We start from the raw sequence: 20,824 nt of genomic DNA, 5'->3' as shown, positions 1-20,824 counted from the left end.
TCATGACAGCGTCTTTCGGTCCTTCCTACGTGCGCGCGATTGCCCCCTACATCGCCGGCAAGCCGATTTCGGAAGTGGCTCGCGAATTTGGTCTGGATGAAGCGACTATCGTGAAGCTGGCGTCGAATGAAAATCCGCTCGGCATGCCGGAGTCGGCGCAACGCGCAATGGCGCAGGCCGCCAGCGAACTGGGCCGCTATCCGGACGCGAATGCGTTCGAATTGAAGACTGCGTTGGGCGAACGCTACGGCGTGCCGGCCGACTGGATCACGCTCGGCAACGGCAGCAACGATATTCTCGAAATTGCCGCGCACGCATTCGTGGAGAAGGGCCAGTCGATCGTCTACGCGCAGTACTCGTTCGCGGTCTACGCATTGGCTACGCAAGGCGTCGGTGCCCGCGCGATCGTCGTGCCGGCCGTCGAATACGGCCACGACCTCGACGCGATGCTCGCCGCGATCACCGACGACACGCGTCTCGTGTTCGTCGCGAATCCGAACAATCCGACCGGCACGTTTATCGAAGGCCCGAAGCTCGAAGCGTTTCTCGACAAGGTGCCGGCTCACGTAGTCGTCGTGCTCGACGAGGCGTACACCGAATATCTGCCGGCAGAGAAGCGCTACGACTCGATCGCGTGGGTGCGTCGTTATCCGAATCTGCTGGTGTCGCGCACGTTCTCGAAGGCGTTTGGTCTTGCAGGACTGCGCGTCGGCTTTGCGATTGCGCAGCCTGAATTGACCGATCTGCTGAATCGTCTGCGTCAGCCGTTCAATGTGAATACGCTGGCTCAAGCTGCGGCGATCGCGGCGCTGAACGATACGGCGTTTCTGGAAAAGAGCGCGGCGTTGAACGCGCAAGGCTATCGCCGTTTGACCGAAGCGTTCGAGAAGCTCGGTCTCGAATATGTACCGTCGGACGGCAACTTCGTGCTGGTGCGCGTCGGCCACGACGACGCAGCGGGCAATCGCGTCAACCTCGCATTGCTGAAGCAGGGCGTGATCGTGCGTCCGGTTGGCAACTACGGTTTGCCGCAATGGCTGCGCATTACCATCGGCCTGCCCGACGAAAATGACGCGTTCCTCGCGGCGCTCGAAAAGACGCTCGCCGCCGCGTAAGCGGTGACTTTTGACCCGCGCGCCAGGCTTGCATGCAAGGCGCGCTTTTTCTGTGACCGATGTGGCCGCGTTTTCTTTTAACAAGCTGGTGATTTTCGGTGTCGGCCTGATCGGCGGATCGCTTGCGCGCGCGCTGCGCGAACGTGGCGAGACGGCGGGTGCGCGTGGGGTGATCGGCATTGGCCGCTCGTCGACGTCGGGCGCGCGTGCTCTGGAATTGGGTGTGGTCGACGGCGTTGCCGCATTGGGCGACGACGCCGCGCTGCGCGAAGCGCTGTCCGGCGCGGACGTCGTGCTGCTGGCGGCGCCCGTCGCGCAAACGCAGCCTCTGCTCGAACGCATCGCACCATTTCTCGACGCCGACACGATCGTCACCGATGCGGGCAGCACCAAGTCCGACGTGGTCGCCGCAGCGCGTGCGGCGCTTGGCGCGCGCATCGGCCAGTTCGTGCCGGGCCATCCGATTGCCGGCCGCGAGGCGAGTGGCCCGGACGCCGCGTTGCCCGACCTGTACGTGAACCGCAATGTGATCCTGTGCCCGTTGCCGGAGAACACGTCGGAAGCCGTCGAGCGGGTCGCGGCGATGTGGCGCGCGACCGGCGCCGTCGTGCGCGACATGCCGCCCGAGCAGCACGATCGCGTGCTCGCATCGGTCAGTCACTTGCCGCATGTCTTGTCGTTTGCGCTGGTGGAACAGATTCTCAACTCGCCCGACGCCGCACTGAAATTCTCATTCGCAGCCGGCGGTTTCCGCGACTTCACGCGCATTGCCGCGTCGAGTCCGGAAATGTGGCGCGACGTGTGCGTCGCCAATCGCGCTGCGCTGCTGGACGAACTCGATGCCTACACGGCCGTGCTGGCGCGCTTGCGCGCCGCCATCGAAGCCGGCGACGGTGCCGCGCTCGAAGCCGTATTCGCGCGCTCGCGTGTGGCGCGTACCGAATGGCAGGAGCAGCGTGCTGCCAGCGTCGCCCAGAGCGACGCGTCGACATAACCGGAACTGGACTCAATCATGGAATTCCTCGATCTCGGACCTTTTACTCGTGCGTCCGGCACGGTGCGTCTGCCTGGCTCGAAGAGCATTTCGAATCGCGTGCTCCTGCTCGCGGCGCTCGCCGAAGGCGAAACCACGATCACGAATCTGCTCGACTCCGACGACACCCGCGTGATGCTCGACGCGCTCGAAAAGCTCGGCGTGCGCCTGAAGCGTGACGGCGACACCTGCGTCGTGACCGGCACGCGCGGCGCGTTCACGGCACGTACCGCTGACCTGTTCCTCGGCAACGCGGGCACGGCGGTGCGTCCGCTGACCGCGGCGCTGGCAGTGAACGGCGGCGACTATCGGATCTTCGGCGTGCCGCGCATGCATGAACGGCCGATCGGCGATCTGGTCGACGGTTTGCGGCAGATCGGCGCGCGCATCGATTACGAAGAGAACGAAGGCTACCCGCCGCTGCGGATTCGCCCGGCGCAGATCACGGCTGACGCGCCGATCCGCGTGCGCGGCGATGTGTCGAGCCAGTTCCTGACCTCGCTTCTGATGACGCTACCTCTGCTGCGCACCGAAAGCGGCGTGACTACCGTGCAGGTGGACGGCGAACTGATCTCGAAGCCCTATATCGAGATCACGATCAAGCTGATGGAGCGCTTCGGTATCGATGTCGAGCGTAATGGCTGGCATCAGTTCGTCGTGCCGTCAGGTCAGCGCTATCAGTCGCCGGGCACGATCATGGTCGAAGGCGACGCGTCGTCGGCGTCGTATTTCCTCGCGGCCGGTGCGCTTGGCGGTGGCCCGCTGCGGGTGGAAGGCGTCGGCCGCAAGAGCATCCAGGGCGACGTCGGTTTTGCCGATGCGCTCATCCGCATGGGCGCGAACCTGCAAATGGGCGACGACTGGATCGAAGTGCGCGGCGTCGGTAACGACAGTGGCAAGCTCGATCCGATCGACATGGACTGCAACCTGATTCCCGATGCGGCAATGACGATCGCCGTCGCCGCGCTGTTCGCGGACGGCGCGACCACGCTGCGCAATATCGCCAGCTGGCGCGTGAAGGAGACCGACCGCCTCGCGGCGATGGCGACGGAGTTGCGCAAGGTCGGCGCCAAGGTGCAGGAGGGCGAGGACTTCCTCGTCGTCGAGCCACCTGAAAAGCTGATCCCGAACGCCGCGATCGATACCTACGACGATCATCGTATGGCGATGTGCTTCTCGCTGGTGAGCCTCGGCGGCGTGCCGATCCGGATCAACGATCCGAAATGCGTCGGCAAGACTTTTCCCGATTATTTCGAGCGCTTCATTGCGCTCGCTCAACCCTGATTCGCTCCCGAATCGACTGACGTGCGACTTTTTCGATGAAACCGACCCGTCCCTTTCACCAGACGCCCGTCATTACGATCGACGGCCCGAGTGCCTCCGGCAAAGGCACCGTGGCTGCGCTGGTTGCCGCGAGCCTCGGCTTTCACTTGCTGGACAGCGGCGCGCTTTACCGGCTCGCCGCGCTGGCGAGCCTGCGCTACGGCGTCGTGGCGGATGACGCCGGCGCTCTCACGCAACTGATCGACGACCTGCACATCACCTTCCGCGAAGGATTGGCGTTGCTCGACGGAGCCGACGTTTCAGCCGATATTCGCGCCGAGGAAGTGGGTAGCCGTGCCTCGGCAATCGCGGTACATGCGCCCGTGCGAGCCGCGCTGGTGGCCCGCCAGCGGGCGTTCCGCAAGGAGCCGGGGCTGGTCGCGGACGGCCGCGACATGGGTACGGTGATCTTCCAGGATGCTGCGCTGAAAGTGTTCATGACGGCCAGCGTGGAGGCCCGCGCGGCACGCCGGCATAAGCAATTGATCCAAAAAGGATTTTCTGCTAATATAGATGACTTGCTCCGGGATTTGCGTGAGCGCGACGAGCGTGACAGTCAGCGCGCGGCCGCGCCGCTCAAGCCCGCAGCGGACGCCAGGCTGCTTGATACCTCCGCCTTGTCGGTCGACCAGGCGGTCGAGCAAGTGGTGCAATGGTACGAAGCTTTAGTCCCGCATGCCTGATGAAGTATGTGTTGTGCATCAGGCGTGCTAGCAGTAGATGTCCGTTGTCAGTAGGTGCTTCGCGAACGTCGTGAAGCGTTGTATTAACCCCTTAACCCCGCGTGGCATTCGCATTCTTGCCGAAGTTGCTGACCGTCCGGCCAGCCGGGCACCGCGAGAACCATGCAAATTTTGATTTTTATGTCCGACCTGCAAACCTCTACCCCGAATACCGAATCTTTTGCGGCTCTGTTCGAAGAGTCGCTGACCAAGCAAGACATGCGCGCCGGCGAAGTGATCTCCGCCGAAGTCGTGCGTGTTGACCACAACTTCGTGGTCGTCAATGCTGGTCTCAAGTCCGAAGCCTACATCCCGCTCGAAGAGTTCCTGAACGACGCGGGCGAGGTAGAAGTGCAGGCGGGCGACTTCGTTTCCGTCGCGATCGACGCGCTGGAAAACGGCTACGGCGACACGATCCTGTCGCGCGACAAGGCGAAGCGTCTGGCTTCGTGGCTGTCGCTGGAAAAGGCTCTCGACAACAACGAACTCGTGACCGGCACGATCACGGGCAAGGTCAAGGGCGGCATGACCGTGATGGTCAACGGCATCCGCGCGTTCCTGCCGGGTTCGCTGGTCGACACGCGTCCGGTCAAGGACACGACCCCGTACGAAGGCAAGACGCTGGAATTCCGCGTCATCAAGCTGGACCGCAAGCGTAACAACGTGGTGCTGTCGCGCCGCGCTGTGATCGAAGCGACCCAGGGCGAAGAGCGCGCAAAGCTGCTCGAAACGCTGAAGGAAGGCGCGATCGTTGAAGGCGTGGTGAAGAACATCACGGACTACGGCGCATTCGTGGACCTCGGCGGTATCGACGGCCTGCTGCACATCACCGACATCGCATGGCGTCGTGTGCGTCACCCGAGCGAAGTGCTGTCGGTTGGCCAGGAAGTCACCGCGAAGATCCTCAAGTTCGATCAAGAGAAGAACCGCGTTTCGCTGGGTATCAAGCAACTGGGCGACGATCCGTGGGAAGGCATCTCGCGCCGTTACCCGTCGGGCACGCGTCTGTTCGGTAAGGTCACCAACATCACCGACTACGGCGCATTCGTCGAAGTGGAATCGGGCATCGAAGGCCTGGTTCACGTGTCGGAAATGGACTGGACGAACAAGAACGTTGCGCCGTCGAAGGTTGTGCAGCTGGGCGACGAAGTCGAAGTCATGGTTCTCGAAATCGACGAAGACCGCCGCCGTATCAGCCTCGGCATGAAGCAATGCAAGCCGAACCCGTGGGACGACTTCAGCCGCAACTTCAAGAAGGGCGACAAGCTGCAAGGCGCAATCAAGTCGATCACCGACTTCGGCGTCTTCATCGGTCTGCCGGGCGGCATCGACGGTCTGGTTCACCTGTCGGACCTGTCGTGGAGCGAAACGGGCGAAGAAGCAGTTCGCAAGTACAAGAAGGGCGACGAAGTGGAAGCGATCGTTCTCGGCATCGACGTCGAGAAGGAACGCATTTCGCTGGGTATCAAGCAACTCGAAGGCGACCCGTTCAGCAACTTCGTTGCAATGAACGACAAGGGTTCGACTGTCGACGGCGTGGTCAAGACGGTAGATGCGAAGGGTGCAGTGGTTCAGCTGTCGATGGAAGTCGAAGGCTACCTGCGCGCTTCGGAAATCGCCCAGGACCGCGTGGAAGATGCTCGCAACGTGCTGAAGGAAGGCGACAAGGTCAACGCGATGATCATCAACATCGATCGCAAGTCGCGTGGCATCAACCTGTCGATCAAGGCCAAGGATTCGGCTGAGCAACAGGAAGCGATCCGCGGCCTGGCTTCGTCGGACTCGAGCTCGGCTGCTACCGGCACGACGAACCTCGGCGCGCTGCTGAAGGCCAAGCTCGACGGCCAGAACCAGTAAGCCTGAGAGGTCTGCTGCAGTATGACCAAATCGGAATTGGTCGCCCAGCTGGCTACGCGATTTCCGCAACTTGTTCTTAAAGATGCGGATTTCGCGGTGAAGACGATGCTTGATGCGATGTCGGAGGCGCTTGCCAACGGTCATCGCATCGAAATTCGTGGCTTCGGCAGCTTCGGCCTCAACCGTCGTCCCTCCCGCGTCGGTCGCAATCCGAAGTCGGGCGAGAAGGTGTTGGTACCTGAGAAGTACGTACCGCACTTCAAGCCGGGCAAGGAGTTGCGCGAACGGGTTGATCGTCGCGCGGGCGAGCCGCTGAAGGCTGAAGAGCCGGATGACGATCTGTAAATGCTTCGCTGTGTGGTTCGCAGCGTGTGTTGGCAGCGTCAGCGGCCAAAGCCAGTCGGCAAAAGACCAGAAAAGCGCCCCCGGGCGCTTTTTTTTCGCCCGCATTTTCCTGTTCTTCCTTTCCCTATCAGGCAGTTCCTGCCCAGCCGCGAGGGCTTCAATTACAATACGGGTCACTTCGGCGCGGGCAACACCGTGGCGCGACGCGTCATCAAGCCGGCGTCACCCCGCAACTGCCGTCAAGAGACCTAATTCATGAAATTTATCGTCTGGCTGATCCGTGTGCTGGTGTTCGTGCTGCTGCTGGTGCTGGCGCTCTCCAACACACAACCTGCTACGCTGAATTTCCTCGCTGGCTATGCGTGGTCGGCGCCTTTGATTCTGATCGGCCTTGCGTTCTTCGTGGTGGGGCTGCTGGCCGGGCTGGTGTCGTCGTTGCCCGCCATGCTGCGCTTGCGCATGGAAAATGGCCGACTCAAGCGCGAGTTGCGAGTAGCGCGTGAAACGCCTGTGGTGGTCGAACAGCCGCCCATGCCGCCGCTGATCTAAGCTGTCTTCTGCCGCGCGGCCTCAGGCGCGGCGTTCCGTTTTCGCTTTCCCGCACATTTGCATTAATCGCATGGATCTAGACTTCTGGTGGCTGCTGGTCATACCCGTCGCATTCGCGTTCGGCTGGATGGCTGCACGCTACGACCTCAAGACGCTGCTGTCCGAAAGCGCCAACCTGCCGCGATCGTATTTTCGCGGGCTGAACTTCCTGCTCAACGAGCAGCCGGACCAGGCGATCGATGCGTTCATCGAAGTGGTCAAGCTCGACCCGGAAACGGTCGAATTGCACTTCGCACTGGGCAATCTGTTCCGGCGTCGCGGCGAAACGGATCGTGCGATCCGTGTGCATCAGAACCTGCTGAGCCGCGCCGATTTGCCGGTCACCGAGCGCGACCACGCGCTCTACGAACTCGGTCAGGACTTCCTGAAAGCCGGTCTGCTCGACCGCGCCGAAGAAACCTTCCGTTCGCTGGAAACCGGCGACTACGCCCTCGGCGCCCAACGCGCGCTCCTTACCATCTACGAAATCGAGAAGGACTGGGTCAAATCGATCGACACCGCCCGCCATCTCGAAACGATGGGCGCAGAATCGCTCGACAAGGAAATCGCCCAGTTCCATTGCGAACTCGCGCAAGAAGCGCTGCAACAAAAAGACCCCGACGAAGCCCGCCGTCAACTCGGCTTCGCGCTGAAGGCCAACCCGAACAACGTGCGCGCCACGATCCTGTTCGGCGATGTCGACGCGGCCGGCGGCGCCCAGGAAGCCGCCATCGCTCAATGGCGGCGCGTGGAGGAGCAGAATCCGGCTTATCTGCCGCTCGTCGCGGAAAAGCTGATGAAGGCCTACGAAGCGCTTGGCCGCCCGCAAGAGGGCGCCGACCTGCTCACGACATGGGTGGATCGCTATCCGACCAACGATCTGCTGGACGTGGCCTACCAGCACGTCGCGTCCCTGCGCGGACCCGACGCGGCGCATGCGCTGGCGCGTTCGCAGATGCAGAAGTCGCCGAATCTGGCCGGCATGACCCGTCTGCTCGAGGCGCAGCAAGCCGTCGCGGAAGAGCCGCGCCGCAGCGAGCTCGAACTGATGCGCACGCTGATCCGTCAGCGCACCAAAAATCTGCCACGGTATACGTGCCAGAATTGTGGTTTCAGGGCGCGGCTTTTCTACTGGCAGTGTCCGGGTTGCAGCGGTTGGGAAACCTATGCGCCGCGTCGAGTCGAACCGATCACCGCGTCGAACTGACGCCACGCTGGCCGCGGCGGTTTCAGCCGTGCGGCTCGCGCGCCACGCGCAGGGCCGAAATCCAGGCGCGCGCGGCTATCGCCAAGTGTTCGTTACCGGCTTCATCACCGGGAATCATCACCGGAACCCTCTACCGGAAAGCGTATGAAAATCACCATTATCGGCACGGGCTATGTCGGCCTCGTCACAGGCGCGTGTCTCGCTGAAATCGGTCACGACGTCTTCTGCCTCGACGTCGATCCGCGCAAGATCGAAATCCTCAACAGCGGTGGCGTGCCGATCCACGAACCGGGCCTGCTGGAGATCATCAACCGCACACGCGCCGCCCGCCGCATCACGTTTTCGACGGACATCGAAGCCAGCGTGGCGCACGGCGAGGTGCAGTTCATCGCCGTCGGCACGCCGCCCGACGAAGATGGCTCCGCGGATCTGCAATACGTTCTCGAAGCGGCCCGCAACATCGGCCGCACGATGAACGGCTTCAAGGTGATCGTCGATAAATCGACGGTGCCGGTCGGCACCGCGCAGCGCGTGCAGGCCGTGGTGCGCGAAGAGCTCGAAAAGCGTGGCCTCGCCGACAGCGAGCAGCATCGTTTTTCCGTCGTATCGAATCCCGAGTTCCTGAAGGAAGGCGCCGCCGTCGACGACTTCATGCGCCCGGATCGCATCGTGCTGGGTCTCGACGAAGACGAAGCCGGCCAGCGCGCGCGCGAGCTGATGAAGCGTCTCTACGCGCCGTTCAACCGCAATCACGAACGCACGTTATACATGGACGTGCGCTCGGCCGAATTCACCAAATACGCCGCCAACGCCATGTTGGCCACGCGCATCTCGTTCATGAACGAGATGTCGAATCTGGCCGACCGCGTAGGCGCGGATATTGAATCGGTGCGGCGCGGCATCGGCTCCGACCCGCGCATCGGTTATCACTTCCTGTATGCCGGTTGTGGCTACGGCGGCTCGTGCTTCCCGAAAGACGTGCAGGCGCTGATCCGTACCGCCAGCGAAAGCGGCCACCCGCTGCGCATTCTCGAAGCAGTCGAGGAAGTGAATTACAAGCAGAAGGACGTGCTGGTAGACAAGATTACGGCGAAGCTCGGCGAAGACTTGAGCGGCCGCACATTCGCCGTGTGGGGTCTCGCGTTCAAGCCCAATACGGATGACATGCGCGAGGCGCCGAGCCGTCGCGTGATCGCCGAACTGCTGGCGCGTGGCGCACAAGTGCGTGCGTACGACCCGGTGGCGGTGGCTGAAGCACGTCGTGTGTTCGCGCTCGATTTGCACGACACGCCGGACCAGCTCGCGCGTCTGACCTTCACGAGCACGCAGGACGAAACGCTGACCGGCGCCGACGCCCTCGTGATCGTGACCGAATGGAAGGAATTCAAGAGCCCGGATTTCCTGCATCTGAAATCGGTGCTGAAATCGCCGTTGATTTTCGACGGCCGCAACCTTTACGAACCGGACGCGATGACGGAGATCGGCATCGACTATCACTCGATTGGACGCCCTTATGCCCAACCCTCTGAACTCCCGGCCGATGCCTGAGATCATGCACGAGGCCGCAGCGTCCACGGCGGGCCCTGAGTTGACCGTGGTGCCGCGCGAGCAGCTTGGCGCGGCGCGTGTGCTGGTGGTCGGCGACGTCATGCTCGACCGCTACTGGTTCGGCGACGTGAACCGTATTTCGCCGGAAGCGCCCGTGCCTGTCGTCCACGTGCAGCGTCAGGAAGATCGCCTCGGCGGCGCGGCGAACGTCGCGCGCAATGCGGTGGCGCTCGGTGCGCAAGCGGGTCTGCTGTGCGTGGTCGGTCACGACGAACCCGGCGAGCGCATCGTGCAGTTGCTGGACGAAAGCGGGGTGACGCCGCATCTCGAACGCGACCCGGACCTGCTCACGACGATCAAACTGCGCGTGCTGTCGCGTCAGCAACAGTTGCTGCGCGTCGACTTCGAAAACTCGCCCGCGCATGAAGTGTTGCTCGCGAGTCTCGCGCGTTTCGACGAACTGCTGCCGTCGCACGATGTGATCCTGATGTCCGATTACGCGAAGGGCGGGCTGACCCACGTCACGCAGATGATCGCGAAAGCGCACGCCGCGGGCAAGCCGGTGCTAGTCGATCCGAAGGGCGACGACTGGGATCGCTATCGCGGCGCCACGCTGATCACACCGAATCGCGCCGAGTTGCGCGAAGTGGTCGGCCAATGGAAGTCGGAAGAAGATCTGATCGCGCGTGTGACGAAGCTGCGTGCCGAACTGCAATTCAAGGCGCTGCTGTTGACGCGCTCGGAAGAGGGCATGACGCTCTTCTCCGACGAAGGCATCCTGCACGCATCGGCTGTCGCACGCGAAGTGTATGATGTCTCGGGTGCCGGCGACACCGTGATCGCCACGCTCGCCGCCATGCTGGGCGCGGGTCTCACGCTGGTCGAAGCGGTCGGACTGGCGAATCGCGCGGCCGGCATCGTGGTCGGCAAACTCGGCACCGCCACCGTCGATTACGACGAACTCTTTCATTGATGCGGCCCGCCGGATCTCTCATCGCGCGCGTCACGAGCGCGGCAACGAGATCCGCGGGGCGTCGATTGAAACTCCTTACCGCAGGATCATCATGACCCTCATCGTCACCGGCGCGGCCGGTTTTATCGGCAGCAATCTCGTGAAGGCGCTCAACGAGCGCGGCGAACAACGCATCATCGCCGTCGACAACCTCACGCGCGCCGACAAATTCAAGAATCTGGTCGATTGTGAAATCGACGACTACGTGGATAAAACCGAATTCGTCGAACGCTTCAAGCGTGGTGACTTCGGCAAGGTACGCGCGATTTTCCACGAAGGCGCCTGCTCGGACACGATGGAAACCGACGGCCGCTACATGATGGATAACAACTTCCGTTATAGCCGCGACGTGCTCGATGTCTGCCTCGAGCAGAACATCCAGTTTCTGTACGCGTCGTCGGCGGCTACGTACGGCGGTTCGAGCCGCTTCGTCGAAGAGCGCGAAGTCGAGCAGCCGCTGAACGTGTACGGCTATTCGAAGTTCCTGTTCGACCAGGTGATCCGCCGCGTGTTGCCCACCGCGAAAAGCCAGATCGCGGGCTTTCGTTACTTCAACGTGTATGGACCGCGCGAAACGCACAAGGCGCGCATGGCGTCGGTGGCGTTTCACAACTTCAACCAGTTCCGCGCCGAAGGCAAGGTCAAGCTGTTCGGCGAGTACAACGGCTACGCGGCAGGCGAGCAGACGCGCGACTTCGTTTCCGTCGAAGACGTGGTGAAGGTCAACCTGTTCTTCTTCGACAATCCGGACAAGTCGGGCATCTTCAATCTTGGCAGCGGCCGCGCGCAACCGTTCAACGACATCGCGAGCACGGTGGTCAACACGATGCGCGCGCTGAACAACGAGCCGGCGTTGTCGCTGGCGGATCAGGTGCAGCGCGGGCTGATCGAATACATTCCGTTCCCGGACGCTTTGCGCGGCAAGTATCAGTGCTTCACACAGGCCGATCAATCGAAGCTGCGCACAGCCGGCTACGACGCGCCGTTCCTGAGCGTGCAGGAAGGTGTCGATCGCTACGTACGTTGGCTATTCGGCCAGGTGTAAATAATTCGGATACCTCTTTAAACTGGAATCTCCCGGTTGGTGATGGTCGCCAACCGGTTGTACGAGGGAGATTCCATATGTTTCGAAAAATTCTGGTTACCGCGGCGATGCTTGCCGCTTTCGGTCACGCTTATGCGGCCGTCGACGTCAACACGGCTAACGAAGATGCGCTGCGCGGCATCAAGGGCATCGGTCCTGCCAAAGCGAAAGCCATTCTCGAAGAGCGTTCGGCGCATGGTCCGTTCAAGGACCCGGCCGATCTTGGCAAGCGCGTCAAAGGCATGGGCGGGCATACCGTCGAGCGCCTGCAGGCGGAGGGTCTCGCTGTCGGTCCGGCTGGCGCGGCTGCTAACGCGCAGGCTGCGGCGTCTGCACAGACCAAGGGCGCGGCCGTTCCGGCCAACGCCGCAAAGACCAACACCACGGTGGCGGTGAAGAAGTAGCCCGACGCGGACCACCCGCGCGGCTTCAGTTGACCGCGCGCGTGGCCCGCTCCTGCAGTACCCCATTCATGGTCGGAGCTGGTAACAGCACTCCTTCAGCTGTCATGCAGATGACTGGCTCCCGCGGCGGTTCTCAGCCGCGGGCTTTTTGCCTGGACGCTCACTTTCGGCGCGCTTACTGGAGGGCTCGTGCATCCATGCGGACAGAAGGGCCGCACGGCAGGTGCGGGCACGGTGGTTTAGAATCGACGGATTGAAGACTCCGCGCATCGACTGCACCAGAACCGATATGGCATACAAAACCATCGAAGACACGATTGGCAACACGCCGCTCGTGCAACTCGTCCGTCTTCCCGACGACGAAATCCGCAGCCGCAATAACGTGATCCTGGCGAAACTCGAGGGCAATAATCCCGCGGGTTCGGTGAAGGATCGCCCGGCCTTGTCGATGATCAAGAAGGCGGAAGCGCGCGGCCGCATCAAGCCGGGCGACACGCTGATCGAATCGACCAGCGGCAACACCGGCATCGCGCTTGCCATGGCGGCCGCGATCCGTGGCTACAAGATGGTGTTGATCATGCCGGAAGATCTGTCGGTGGAGCGCCGTCAGAGCATGGCCGCTTATGGTGCGCAGATCGTCCTTACGCCCGTCACCGGCGGCATGGAGTACGCGCGCGACCTGGCTGAGCAGATGCAGCGCGAAGGCAAAGGCATCATTCTCGACCAGTTTGCCAATCCGGATAATCCGGCGGCGCACGTCGAAGGCACGGGCCCGGAAATCTGGCGCGATACGGAAGGGCGCATTACGCACTTCGTATCGTCGATGGGCACGACCGGCACGATCATGGGCGTCTCCACCTATCTGAAGCAGGAGAATCCGGCGATCGAGATCGTCGGCGCGCAGCCGGAAGAAGGTTCGCGCATTCCGGGCATCCGCAAATGGCCGGAAGCGTATCTGCCGAAAATTTTCGACCGTAGCCGCGTGGATCGCGTCGAAAACGTGAGCCAGGCTGCGGCCGAGGCGATGGCGCGTCGTATGGCGTCGGTGGAAGGTATTTTTGCCGGCATCTCGTCGGGCGGCGCGTGTGAAGTGGCGCTGCGCCTGGCGCGTCAGGTCGAGAACGCGACGATCGTGTTCATCGTCTGCGATCGTGGCGACCGGTATTTGTCGACAGGCGTTTTTCCCGCTTGAGTTTGCTCGATCGAGTTCGCTAAATGAAAAAGCGCCGGTTCGTGAAGAACCGGCGCTTTTTTATATCTGCCTGCTGGGAACGCGGACTGAACGATTCGCGTATCGCCGATTTATTGCGAAGCCGCCGCCGGCGCCGCGCTGTTGACTGCGCTGTTGACTGCGCTGGCTGCGTCGCTCGCTTCCATTTGCGCCTTGACCCGCATGCCCAACTGATAAACCGCGAGTGCGTAAAAGAAGCTGCGGTTATAACGCGTCAGCACATAGAAGTTCTTCAGGCCCAGCATGAACTCGGTGCCGCGACCCGGCGAAGGCAGGTCCACCACCGTCACCGGCGTACCGGCTTCTGACGCGACGTCCACGCCCGGTTCGTTGAGCAGCAAGCCCGCGCGCAGCAACTGGTCGAGCGGCCAGTGCGGCTCCGGCTGACCGTCGGCCGCTGCTTGTGCGACGCCCAGGCTGCCGGCGTCCGAACCGATCTTCCACACCACTGGCCGGCCGCTTTCCCAACCGTTTTGTCGCAGATAGTTCGCCACGCTGCCGATTGCGTCCGCCTGGCTCGTGCGCAGGTCGATCTGCTTGTTGCCGTCGTAGCTCACCGCGTATTGCACGATGCTGCTCGGCAAGAACTGCGGAATGCCGATCGCACCCGTGTACGAACCGAGCACCGTGGTCGGGTCGATCTGCGAATCGCGCGTCCACACCAGATAGTCTTCGAGATTCTTGCGGAAGGTCGCCTGACGATCCGCGCGATTGGCCGTGCTCGGGTAATCGAAACTGAGCGTGGTCAGCGCGTCGAGCACCCGGAAGTTGCCCATGAAGCGACCATAGATCGTCTCCACGCCGATAATCCCGACGATCACTTCCGGCGGCACGCCGAACTCTTCATAAGCGCGTTGCAGCGTCGCCTGGTTCGCGCGCCAGAAGCGCACGCCCGCGTTGATGCGGACCTGATCGAGAAAGCGCGACTGGTACACGCGCCAGTTCTTGACCGACGGCGTGGGCGAAGGCGTCACCAGCTTCACGGCGGTCGCCGAATAGCTCACGCCGGCAAAGAGCGCGTGCAGCGACGCTTCGTCGAAGTCGTAGCGCGCGACCATGTCGTTGATGAACGCATCGACATTCGCGTTGTTGGCGTAGCGTTGCGGGATGATCTCTTCTTCGAACGTCTGGCCTTGCGGCACCGAGGGCTGCGGCTGGCTTTGCGCGACCAGCACCGGCGGTTTCCTGCCGGCGCTCTGCGCTAGCGCCGGGGTGGTTGCCATGAACATGCACGATGCGACGGACAGTGCGGTGGCCACGGTGCGTAGCCGGTTTCGTGCAGACAGAGCAAGCTTGACGGTCATAGTGAGCTAGGGGCGCAGTGCGCAAGAGACAGGAGGAACACAGAGGAAAACAGTTCGGGGCAGTATACCCGACGCCTTCTGCAAAACTGTGCCGAACGCGAGACAGCGGCGTCGTGTGGTAACTTGATAAATGTTGGCGCGCCGAGGGCGCGCGCCCCTGGATGGAGACACGCCGCGCGCGCCTCAAACGGTGCCGCGCCGCAGAAGAGAATCATGGCAACAGGCTTTTATTCCCACGCCGACTGTCTGCTGCACGAAATGGGGCAATGGCATCCCGAATGCCCCGCGCGTCTGCAGGCGATCGAAGATCAATTGATCGCGAGCCGCATCGATTCGCTCATCGAGCGCGAGTCGCCGCCGCTCGCCGACGAAGCCGCGCTCCTGCGTGTGCATACCCAGGCGCACGTCGACTACATCCGCAGCCGCTCGCCCACCGAAGGCCACGCCGAAATCGACCCCGATACGTCGATGAACCCGCACACCTGGCAAGCCGCGTTGCGCGCGGCGGGCGCCGCGGTGGCTGCCACCGACGCCGTGATCGAAGGCCGTTACGACAATGCCTTCTGCAGTGTGCGCCCGCCCGGCCACCATGCGGAGCCGGCGCGCGCGATGGGCTTCTGCTTCTTCAACAACGTCGCGATCGCCGCGCGTCATGCGCTCGACGTGCACGGCATGGAGCGCGTCGCGATCATCGACTTCGACGTGCATCACGGCAACGGCACCGAAGCGGCTTTCTCGGGCGATCCGCGCGTGCTGATGTGCAGCATCTTCCAGCATCCGTTCTATCCGTTCACCGGCGCCGACAATCAGGCGCCGAACATGTGCAATGTGCCGATGCCGGCGCGCTCGAAAGGCATGGCGGTACGCGAGGCGGTGGACATGTTGTGGCTACCGCGTCTGCATGAGTTCAAGCCGGAGATGCTGTTCATCTCGGCCGGCTTCGATGCGCATCGCGAGGACGATCTCGGCAACATGGGTCTCGTCGAGGACGACTACGCGTGGATCACCGATCAGATGCGCGAGGTAGCGAAGCGCTATGCGCGTGGGCGCATCGTCAGCTGTCTTGAAGGCGGCTACAACCTGTCGGCGCTCGGGCGTAGTGTCGTGGCGCACGTGCGTTCGCTGGCCGGTATCTGAAGCGCGACGCGCTGCTGCGCGGACGGCATCAGCTAAAAGAGGAGCTTCTGCTATGAACGCCGACGTGCGCAGCGCTGCACTGGTCGAGGTCGAACACGATGCGTATGGCGTGCCGGGCGTCGTGCGTCTGACGATGAACCGGCCCGATGCGTTCAATGCGCTCTCAGAAGCGCTACTCGATGAGTTACAGACGGCGCTGAACGCGATCGCGCAGTCGGACGCGCGTGTGGTCGTGATAGCGGGCGCCGGTCGCGCGTTCTGTGCGGGCCACGATCTGAAGGAAATGCGCGCTGAGCCGTCGCAGGCTTACTACCAGGCGTTGTTCAACCGCTGCACGAAACTGATGATGACCGTTCAGCGCATGCCGCAGCCGGTGATCGCGCGCGTGCATGGCATCGCCACGGCGGCGGGCTGTCAACTGGTGGCGATGTGCGATCTGGCGGTCGCCGCCGACACGGCGCGTTTTGCGGTGTCGGGCGTGAACCTGGGACTGTTCTGCGCGACACCTTCCGTGCCCTTGTCACGCAACGTGTCGCGTAAGGCCGCGCTCGAGATGCTGCTCACGGGCGATTTCATCGACGCCATTCAGGCGCGGCAACAGGGCCTCGTGAACCGCGTGGTGCCGGCCGACGCACTCGACTCGGAAGTCACCCGTCTCGCGACCAGCATCTGCGCAAAACCCGCCGAAGCGGTGAGCGCGGGCAAGGGCCTGTTCTATCGTCAACTGGAAATGGGCATCGAAGCCGCGTATCAACTTGCGGGCCAAACCATGGCCTGCAACATGATGGATGACTCGGCGCTCGAAGGCGTGCAGGCCTTCATCGACAAACGCCCGCCGGATTGGAAGCGCTAGACGCGCGCTCCCGACTCCGCTCTACGCCCTTAGTCGTCTCTCGATCCAATCGATCAATGCATTGATCACCCGATCGCGATCGAGATCGTTCATCGTCTCGTGATAACTGCCTTTGTGCAGCGTGAGCGTCTTGTCCGGCGACCCCGCGTGCGCGCCGAACTGACGACTGCCTTCCGGCTCGGTGAGTTTGTCCTCGGTGCCGTGATAGACCAGCAGCGGGACGCGCAAGTCCGCGCGGCCCCGTTCGATACGCGCCATCGCCAGCAGCAGTTCCGCGCCGGTGCGCGCGGGAATCGCGCCGTGATGCACGAGCGGATCGTTGAGATTCGCCTTCACGACGGGCTGCAGACGCGAGAGCAGCGTTGCATCGATTTTCATCGCGGGGAAGCTCGGCCAGAGGCGGCTGATTACCTGGCTCAGCTTCAACATCCAGCGTGGCACGTCGTGACCGGGCGCCAGCGCGGGGCTCGACAGGATCAGGCCGTTCAGTTTCCGGCCGCTCGCGCCGAGACGCTCGATTGCATACAGCGCAGCGATGGCGCCGCCCATGCTGTGACCCATCAGGAAGAGCGGGGCGCAGCTCTGCGCGGCGGCGTCGAGCAGGGCTTGCGCGTCGAGCAGATAGCCGTCGAAGCGTTTGACGTAGGCGCGTTTGCCGGGCGCGTGTCCGTGGCCGCGCAAGTCGATCGCGACCACTTCGATTCCAGCCGAGTTCAGACGCGCGGCTACCGCGGCGTAACGGCCCGCATGCTCGGCCAGTCCGTGGACGAGCGCGACCGTGGCACGCATCGGCGCGGTGGCAGACCACCGGTACAGTGGCAATTCCACGCCGTCGCGGGTCGTGACCGACGAGCGCTCCGGCGCGCGGTCCCCCTTATTGATGCCGACGGGGCGCGCGGTGCTGCTTGGGGATGTCTCCATGGCTGCGGTCTGTCCTGAATTTGTTTCGCCCGATCATAGTCGCAGCGATGGTCAAGGCGCGAGTTTGTCTCACAGACACGGCCTCTAATACCCATAGGTTATAAAAAGCTCGCAATTGATTATTAAAGGGAATGACGTCGCTGCGGTAGAATTACGGCCTCAAATCCCAATAAAAGCAACGGCGGCCGCTTGTCGGGAGCGCAAGACGCTCTGTGGCAGAGTCCGCCGTTTCGTTTTTCCATGATCGAAATACGCAACATATCCCAGCGGTTCGCCGGGCCCCGGGGCTGGGTCGAGGCGCTGCACAACGTCAATCTGTCGATTCCGGCGGGCGAGGTGTTCGGCATCATCGGCCGTAGCGGTGCGGGTAAAAGTACGCTCGTGCGCACCCTCAATCTGCTGACGCGCCCATCCGAGGGCAACATCGTCGTCAATGGCCGCGATCTCACGACCTTGCCTGCTGCGCAATTGCGCGAGGCGCGTCGCGAAATCGGCATGATCTTCCAGCACTTCAACCTGTTGTCGTCGCGTACGGTGTACGGGAACGTGGCGCTACCGCTCGAACTCGCCGGCATGAAACGCGCCGAAATCGAAGCGAATGTGTTGCCGCTGCTCGATCTGGTCGGCTTGTCGGCGCAAAAGGATCGTTATCCTGCGCAGATCAGCGGCGGCCAGAAGCAGCGCGTGGGCATTGCACGTGCGCTGGCGAGCAAGCCGAAAGTGCTGCTTTCCGACGAAGCCACTTCCGCGCTCGATCCCGAAACGACCCGCGCGATTCTCGATCTGCTCAAGCGCATCAACCGCGAACTGAATCTGACGATCGTGCTGATCACGCACCAGATGGATGTGATCAAGCAGGTCTGCGACCGCGTCGCCGTGCTCGACGCGGGCCGCGTGGTCGAAGAAGGCAAGGTCATCGACGTGTTCCTGCAACCGCATCACGAGGTCACGCGCGCGTTGATCGGCGACGTGATTGCGCAGGAACTGCCGCCCGCCATGAAGGCGCGCGTCGCCGAACGGCTTAAGACGGGCAGCGGTCATCTGCTGCGTCTGGCCTTTACCGGTACGGGCGTCGACCAGCCGATTCTGTCCGAGACGATTCGCCGCTACGAACTCGACTTCAACATCCTGCACGGTCAGATCGACGAGATCCAGGGGCAGGCGTTCGGCTCGCTCGCGGTGCTCGCGGGCGGCGAACCGGCGAAGGTGGCGCAGGCGCTGACGTATCTGCGTGAGCAGGGTGTGGTGGTGGAGGAGCTCTCGTATGTTGAGTGAAATGTTCGATATGTTCGTCCAGTCGTTCTGGGAGACGCTCATCATGGTGGGCATTTCCGGACTGGTCGGCGCAGCGGTGGGATTGCCGCTCGGCGTGCTGCTGTATCTGACGGACCGTCAGGGCGTGTTGCAGAACATCGCGGTGAATCGCGTGATGGGCGTGGTCGTCAACGCCGTGCGTTCGACGCCGTTCATCATTTTGCTGGTCGCGGTGATTCCGTTCACGCGTCTGGTGGTGGGTTCGTCGATCGGGACCGCGGCGGCCGTCGTGCCGCTGACGATCGCAGCCGCGCCGTTCATCGCGCGTCTGGTCGAGACGGCGCTGCGCGAAGTGGATCGCGGGCTGATCGAAGCCGCGCAGGCGATGGGCGCGACTACCAGCCAGATCGTCTTCAAGGTGTTGTTGCCGGAATCGCTGCCGGGCGTGATCGCCGGGTTGACGATCACGTTCGTCTCGCTGGTCGGTTATTCGGCAATGGCCGGCGCGATCGGCGGCGGCGGTCTGGGCGATCTCGGCATCCGTTACGGGTATCAGCGTTTCTTGCCGGAAGTGATGTTGACGGTCGTGGTGATTCTGATCGTCTTCGTGCAACTGGTGCAGTCGTTCGGGGATTGGCTCGTGCGTCGTTTGAGCCATAAATAAAAGGGCATTGAGCCCGCTAAATAGAATCAACAGGTTCGGAGAAGATCCATCATGCAACGTCGTTTCATTCTCAAACTCGCTGCGGCTCTGGGCGCCGCGTCGCTGTTCGCCGCCAACGCCGCCAACGCCGACGACACGATCAAGGTCGGCGTCACCGGCGGCCCGCACGCGCAGATCATGGAAGTCGTGAAGACGGTCGCGGCGAAGAACGGTCTGACCATCAAGATCATCGAATTCTCCGACTACGTGCAGCCGAATGCCGCGCTCGCCGGCGGCGATCTGGACGCTAATAGCTATCAGCACGACCCGTACTTGCAGGCGCAGGTCAAGGACCGCGGCTACAAGCTGATCCGTATCGCGGATACGGTCACGTACCCGATGGGCATCTATTCGAAGAAGATCAAGACGCTGGCCGAGTTGCAGCCGGGCGCGAAGATCGCCGTGCCGAACGATCCGACCAACGGCGGCCGGGCACTCTTGCTGCTGCAGAAGCAAGGTCTGCTGAAACTACGTCCGGACGCGGGCCTGAAGGCGACGCCGATCGACATCGTCGACAACCCGAAGAAGCTGAAGATCGTCGAACTCGACGCGGCGCAGATTCCGCGCTCGCTGAACGACGTGGATGCGGCTGCGATCAACACGAACTTCGCGATGGAAGCGGGTTTGAAGCCCAGGCAGGATGCGATTGCGATCGAAGACCCGAAGGGTCCGTACGTGAACATCATCGCGATCCGCGAAGCCGACAGAAACAAGCCGTGGGTGGCCAAACTGGTCGCGGCGTATCATTCGCCGGAAGTGAAGCAGTTCGTGGACACGAAATTCGGCGGCTCGGTGATCACCGCGTGGTGATCTGACGGCCTTCAGACGTAAAAAAGCACGACGGCGGTGCGAAATTAGAGTCGTAAGTCGGAACCCGGGGTTGCCGCCCGGGTTTTTTCGAGATTAAAATAGAACGATCGTTCGATATTGCCGTCACGCCGCTGGGGAGCGATATCCTCCTGCTAAAGCGCCCGCGACAAAAGGTTGCCATGAGGGCAGTCGCTATAATGTTCGCTGGGTTGACGTATTCGTAACTTTGGAGCGTGTGCATGAAAATCCTGGTGCCAGTCAAGAGAGTGGTCGACTACAACGTGAAGGTCCGGGTCAAATCGGACGGCACGGGTGTCGACATCGCGAACGTGAAGATGTCGATGAATCCGTTCGACGAAATCGCCGTGGAAGA

The 20,824-nt window shown here is 62.4% G+C and carries 20 protein-coding genes and 1 pseudogene; 19 read left to right on the top strand and 2 right to left on the bottom strand.

Annotated features, from left to right (window positions below):
- The first annotated feature begins 2 nt into the window (after window positions 1-2).
- From hisC to cysM, 13 genes are all read left to right on the top strand, one after another.
- Window positions 3-1,115: a histidinol-phosphate transaminase gene (hisC, locus tag FQ705_RS05275; RefSeq protein ID WP_144138361.1), complete on the top strand. Its 1,113-nt coding sequence runs from the start codon at window positions 3-5 to the stop codon at window positions 1,113-1,115.
- Window positions 1,116-1,167: 52 nt separating this feature from the next.
- Entirely contained in the window at window positions 1,168-2,109 is a 942-nt protein-coding gene (locus FQ705_RS34420; RefSeq protein WP_260854399.1) for a prephenate dehydrogenase, read from the top strand.
- An 18-nt stretch (window positions 2,110-2,127) separates the two neighbouring features.
- The gene (gene aroA, locus FQ705_RS34415) at window positions 2,128-3,432 is read left to right on the top strand and encodes a 3-phosphoshikimate 1-carboxyvinyltransferase (RefSeq protein WP_260854398.1); all 1,305 of its coding nucleotides are present in this window, start codon (window positions 2,128-2,130) and stop codon (window positions 3,430-3,432) included.
- A 35-nt stretch (window positions 3,433-3,467) separates the two neighbouring features.
- Window positions 3,468-4,154: a (d)CMP kinase gene (cmk, locus tag FQ705_RS05265; protein ID WP_144138360.1), complete on the top strand. Its 687-nt coding sequence runs from the start codon at window positions 3,468-3,470 to the stop codon at window positions 4,152-4,154.
- A gap of 162 nt (window positions 4,155-4,316) precedes the next feature.
- Window positions 4,317-6,050 (top strand): 30S ribosomal protein S1, encoded by a 1,734-nt coding sequence (gene rpsA / locus FQ705_RS05260; RefSeq protein WP_144138359.1) that lies wholly within the window; start codon window positions 4,317-4,319, stop codon window positions 6,048-6,050.
- 21 nt (window positions 6,051-6,071) lie between these two features.
- The gene (locus FQ705_RS05255; protein WP_007180889.1) at window positions 6,072-6,395 is read left to right on the top strand and encodes an integration host factor subunit beta; all 324 of its coding nucleotides are present in this window, start codon (window positions 6,072-6,074) and stop codon (window positions 6,393-6,395) included.
- A gap of 255 nt (window positions 6,396-6,650) precedes the next feature.
- A complete protein-coding gene (locus FQ705_RS05250; protein WP_144138358.1) occupies window positions 6,651-6,944 on the top strand; it encodes a lipopolysaccharide assembly LapA domain-containing protein in 294 nt (97 codons plus the stop codon).
- Window positions 6,945-7,014: 70 nt separating this feature from the next.
- A complete protein-coding gene (gene lapB / locus FQ705_RS05245; RefSeq protein ID WP_144138357.1) occupies window positions 7,015-8,190 on the top strand; it encodes a lipopolysaccharide assembly protein LapB in 1,176 nt (391 codons plus the stop codon).
- 144 nt (window positions 8,191-8,334) lie between these two features.
- Entirely contained in the window at window positions 8,335-9,738 is a 1,404-nt protein-coding gene (locus FQ705_RS05240; protein WP_144138356.1) for a UDP-glucose dehydrogenase family protein, read from the top strand.
- The gene (rfaE1, locus tag FQ705_RS05235; RefSeq protein WP_144138355.1) at window positions 9,704-10,711 is read left to right on the top strand and encodes a D-glycero-beta-D-manno-heptose-7-phosphate kinase; all 1,008 of its coding nucleotides are present in this window, start codon (window positions 9,704-9,706) and stop codon (window positions 10,709-10,711) included. The genes FQ705_RS05240 and rfaE1 overlap by 35 nt, the downstream gene beginning before the upstream one ends.
- 91 nt (window positions 10,712-10,802) lie before the next feature.
- Window positions 10,803-11,795, top strand: coding sequence for an ADP-glyceromanno-heptose 6-epimerase (rfaD, locus tag FQ705_RS05230; protein ID WP_144138354.1), 993 nt, complete (start codon window positions 10,803-10,805; stop codon window positions 11,793-11,795).
- 77 nt (window positions 11,796-11,872) lie between these two features.
- A complete protein-coding gene (locus FQ705_RS05225; RefSeq protein ID WP_144138353.1) occupies window positions 11,873-12,238 on the top strand; it encodes a ComEA family DNA-binding protein in 366 nt (121 codons plus the stop codon).
- A gap of 289 nt (window positions 12,239-12,527) precedes the next feature.
- Window positions 12,528-13,430, top strand: a complete 903-nt coding sequence (gene cysM, locus FQ705_RS05220) for a cysteine synthase CysM (protein ID WP_144138352.1) — start codon at window positions 12,528-12,530, stop codon at window positions 13,428-13,430.
- Window positions 13,431-13,540: 110 nt separating this feature from the next.
- Here cysM and mltB read toward each other — a convergent pair whose 3' ends face one another.
- Window positions 13,541-14,698 carry a lytic murein transglycosylase B gene (gene mltB, locus FQ705_RS05215; protein ID WP_144138443.1) on the bottom strand — a complete coding sequence of 386 codons (1,158 nt, stop codon included), beginning with the start codon at window positions 14,696-14,698 and terminating at the stop codon, window positions 13,541-13,543.
- A 288-nt stretch (window positions 14,699-14,986) separates the two neighbouring features.
- Here mltB and FQ705_RS05210 point away from each other — a divergent pair, with 288 nt between their 5' ends.
- Window positions 14,987-15,910 carry a histone deacetylase family protein gene (locus tag FQ705_RS05210; protein ID WP_144138351.1) on the top strand — a complete coding sequence of 308 codons (924 nt, stop codon included), beginning with the start codon at window positions 14,987-14,989 and terminating at the stop codon, window positions 15,908-15,910.
- Between the two features lie 52 nt (window positions 15,911-15,962).
- Complete coding sequence (locus FQ705_RS05205; protein ID WP_144138350.1) at window positions 15,963-16,763, top strand: enoyl-CoA hydratase; 801 nt, start codon at window positions 15,963-15,965, stop codon at window positions 16,761-16,763.
- A gap of 21 nt (window positions 16,764-16,784) precedes the next feature.
- Here the strand turns inward: FQ705_RS05205 and FQ705_RS05200 are convergent, their stop codons facing one another.
- Window positions 16,785-17,684: an alpha/beta hydrolase gene (locus FQ705_RS05200; RefSeq protein ID WP_144138349.1), complete on the bottom strand. Its 900-nt coding sequence runs from the start codon at window positions 17,682-17,684 to the stop codon at window positions 16,785-16,787.
- A 240-nt stretch (window positions 17,685-17,924) separates the two neighbouring features.
- On the opposite strand from FQ705_RS05200, the gene FQ705_RS05195 reads away from it, so the two are divergent.
- The 4 genes and pseudogenes from FQ705_RS05195 to FQ705_RS05180 all read left to right on the top strand — a co-directional run.
- Window positions 17,925-18,959: a methionine ABC transporter ATP-binding protein gene (locus FQ705_RS05195; RefSeq protein WP_144138348.1), complete on the top strand. Its 1,035-nt coding sequence runs from the start codon at window positions 17,925-17,927 to the stop codon at window positions 18,957-18,959.
- Window positions 18,949-19,602 (top strand): methionine ABC transporter permease, encoded by a 654-nt coding sequence (locus FQ705_RS05190; RefSeq protein WP_144138347.1) that lies wholly within the window; start codon window positions 18,949-18,951, stop codon window positions 19,600-19,602. Before FQ705_RS05195 ends, FQ705_RS05190 begins: the two co-directional genes overlap by 11 nt.
- Window positions 19,603-19,653: 51 nt before the next feature.
- Window positions 19,654-20,451: a MetQ/NlpA family ABC transporter substrate-binding protein gene (locus FQ705_RS05185; protein WP_144138346.1), complete on the top strand. Its 798-nt coding sequence runs from the start codon at window positions 19,654-19,656 to the stop codon at window positions 20,449-20,451.
- A gap of 239 nt (window positions 20,452-20,690) precedes the next feature.
- Window positions 20,691-20,824, top strand: a pseudogene (locus FQ705_RS05180) (electron transfer flavoprotein subunit beta/FixA family protein); the annotation flags it as partial.

The organism is Paraburkholderia sp. BCC1884, assembly GCF_900996225.1.
Classification (GTDB): domain Bacteria; phylum Pseudomonadota; class Gammaproteobacteria; order Burkholderiales; family Burkholderiaceae; genus Paraburkholderia.
The sequence above is the reverse complement of the archived record's forward strand: the minus strand, read 5'-3'. Positions and strand labels throughout refer to the sequence as shown.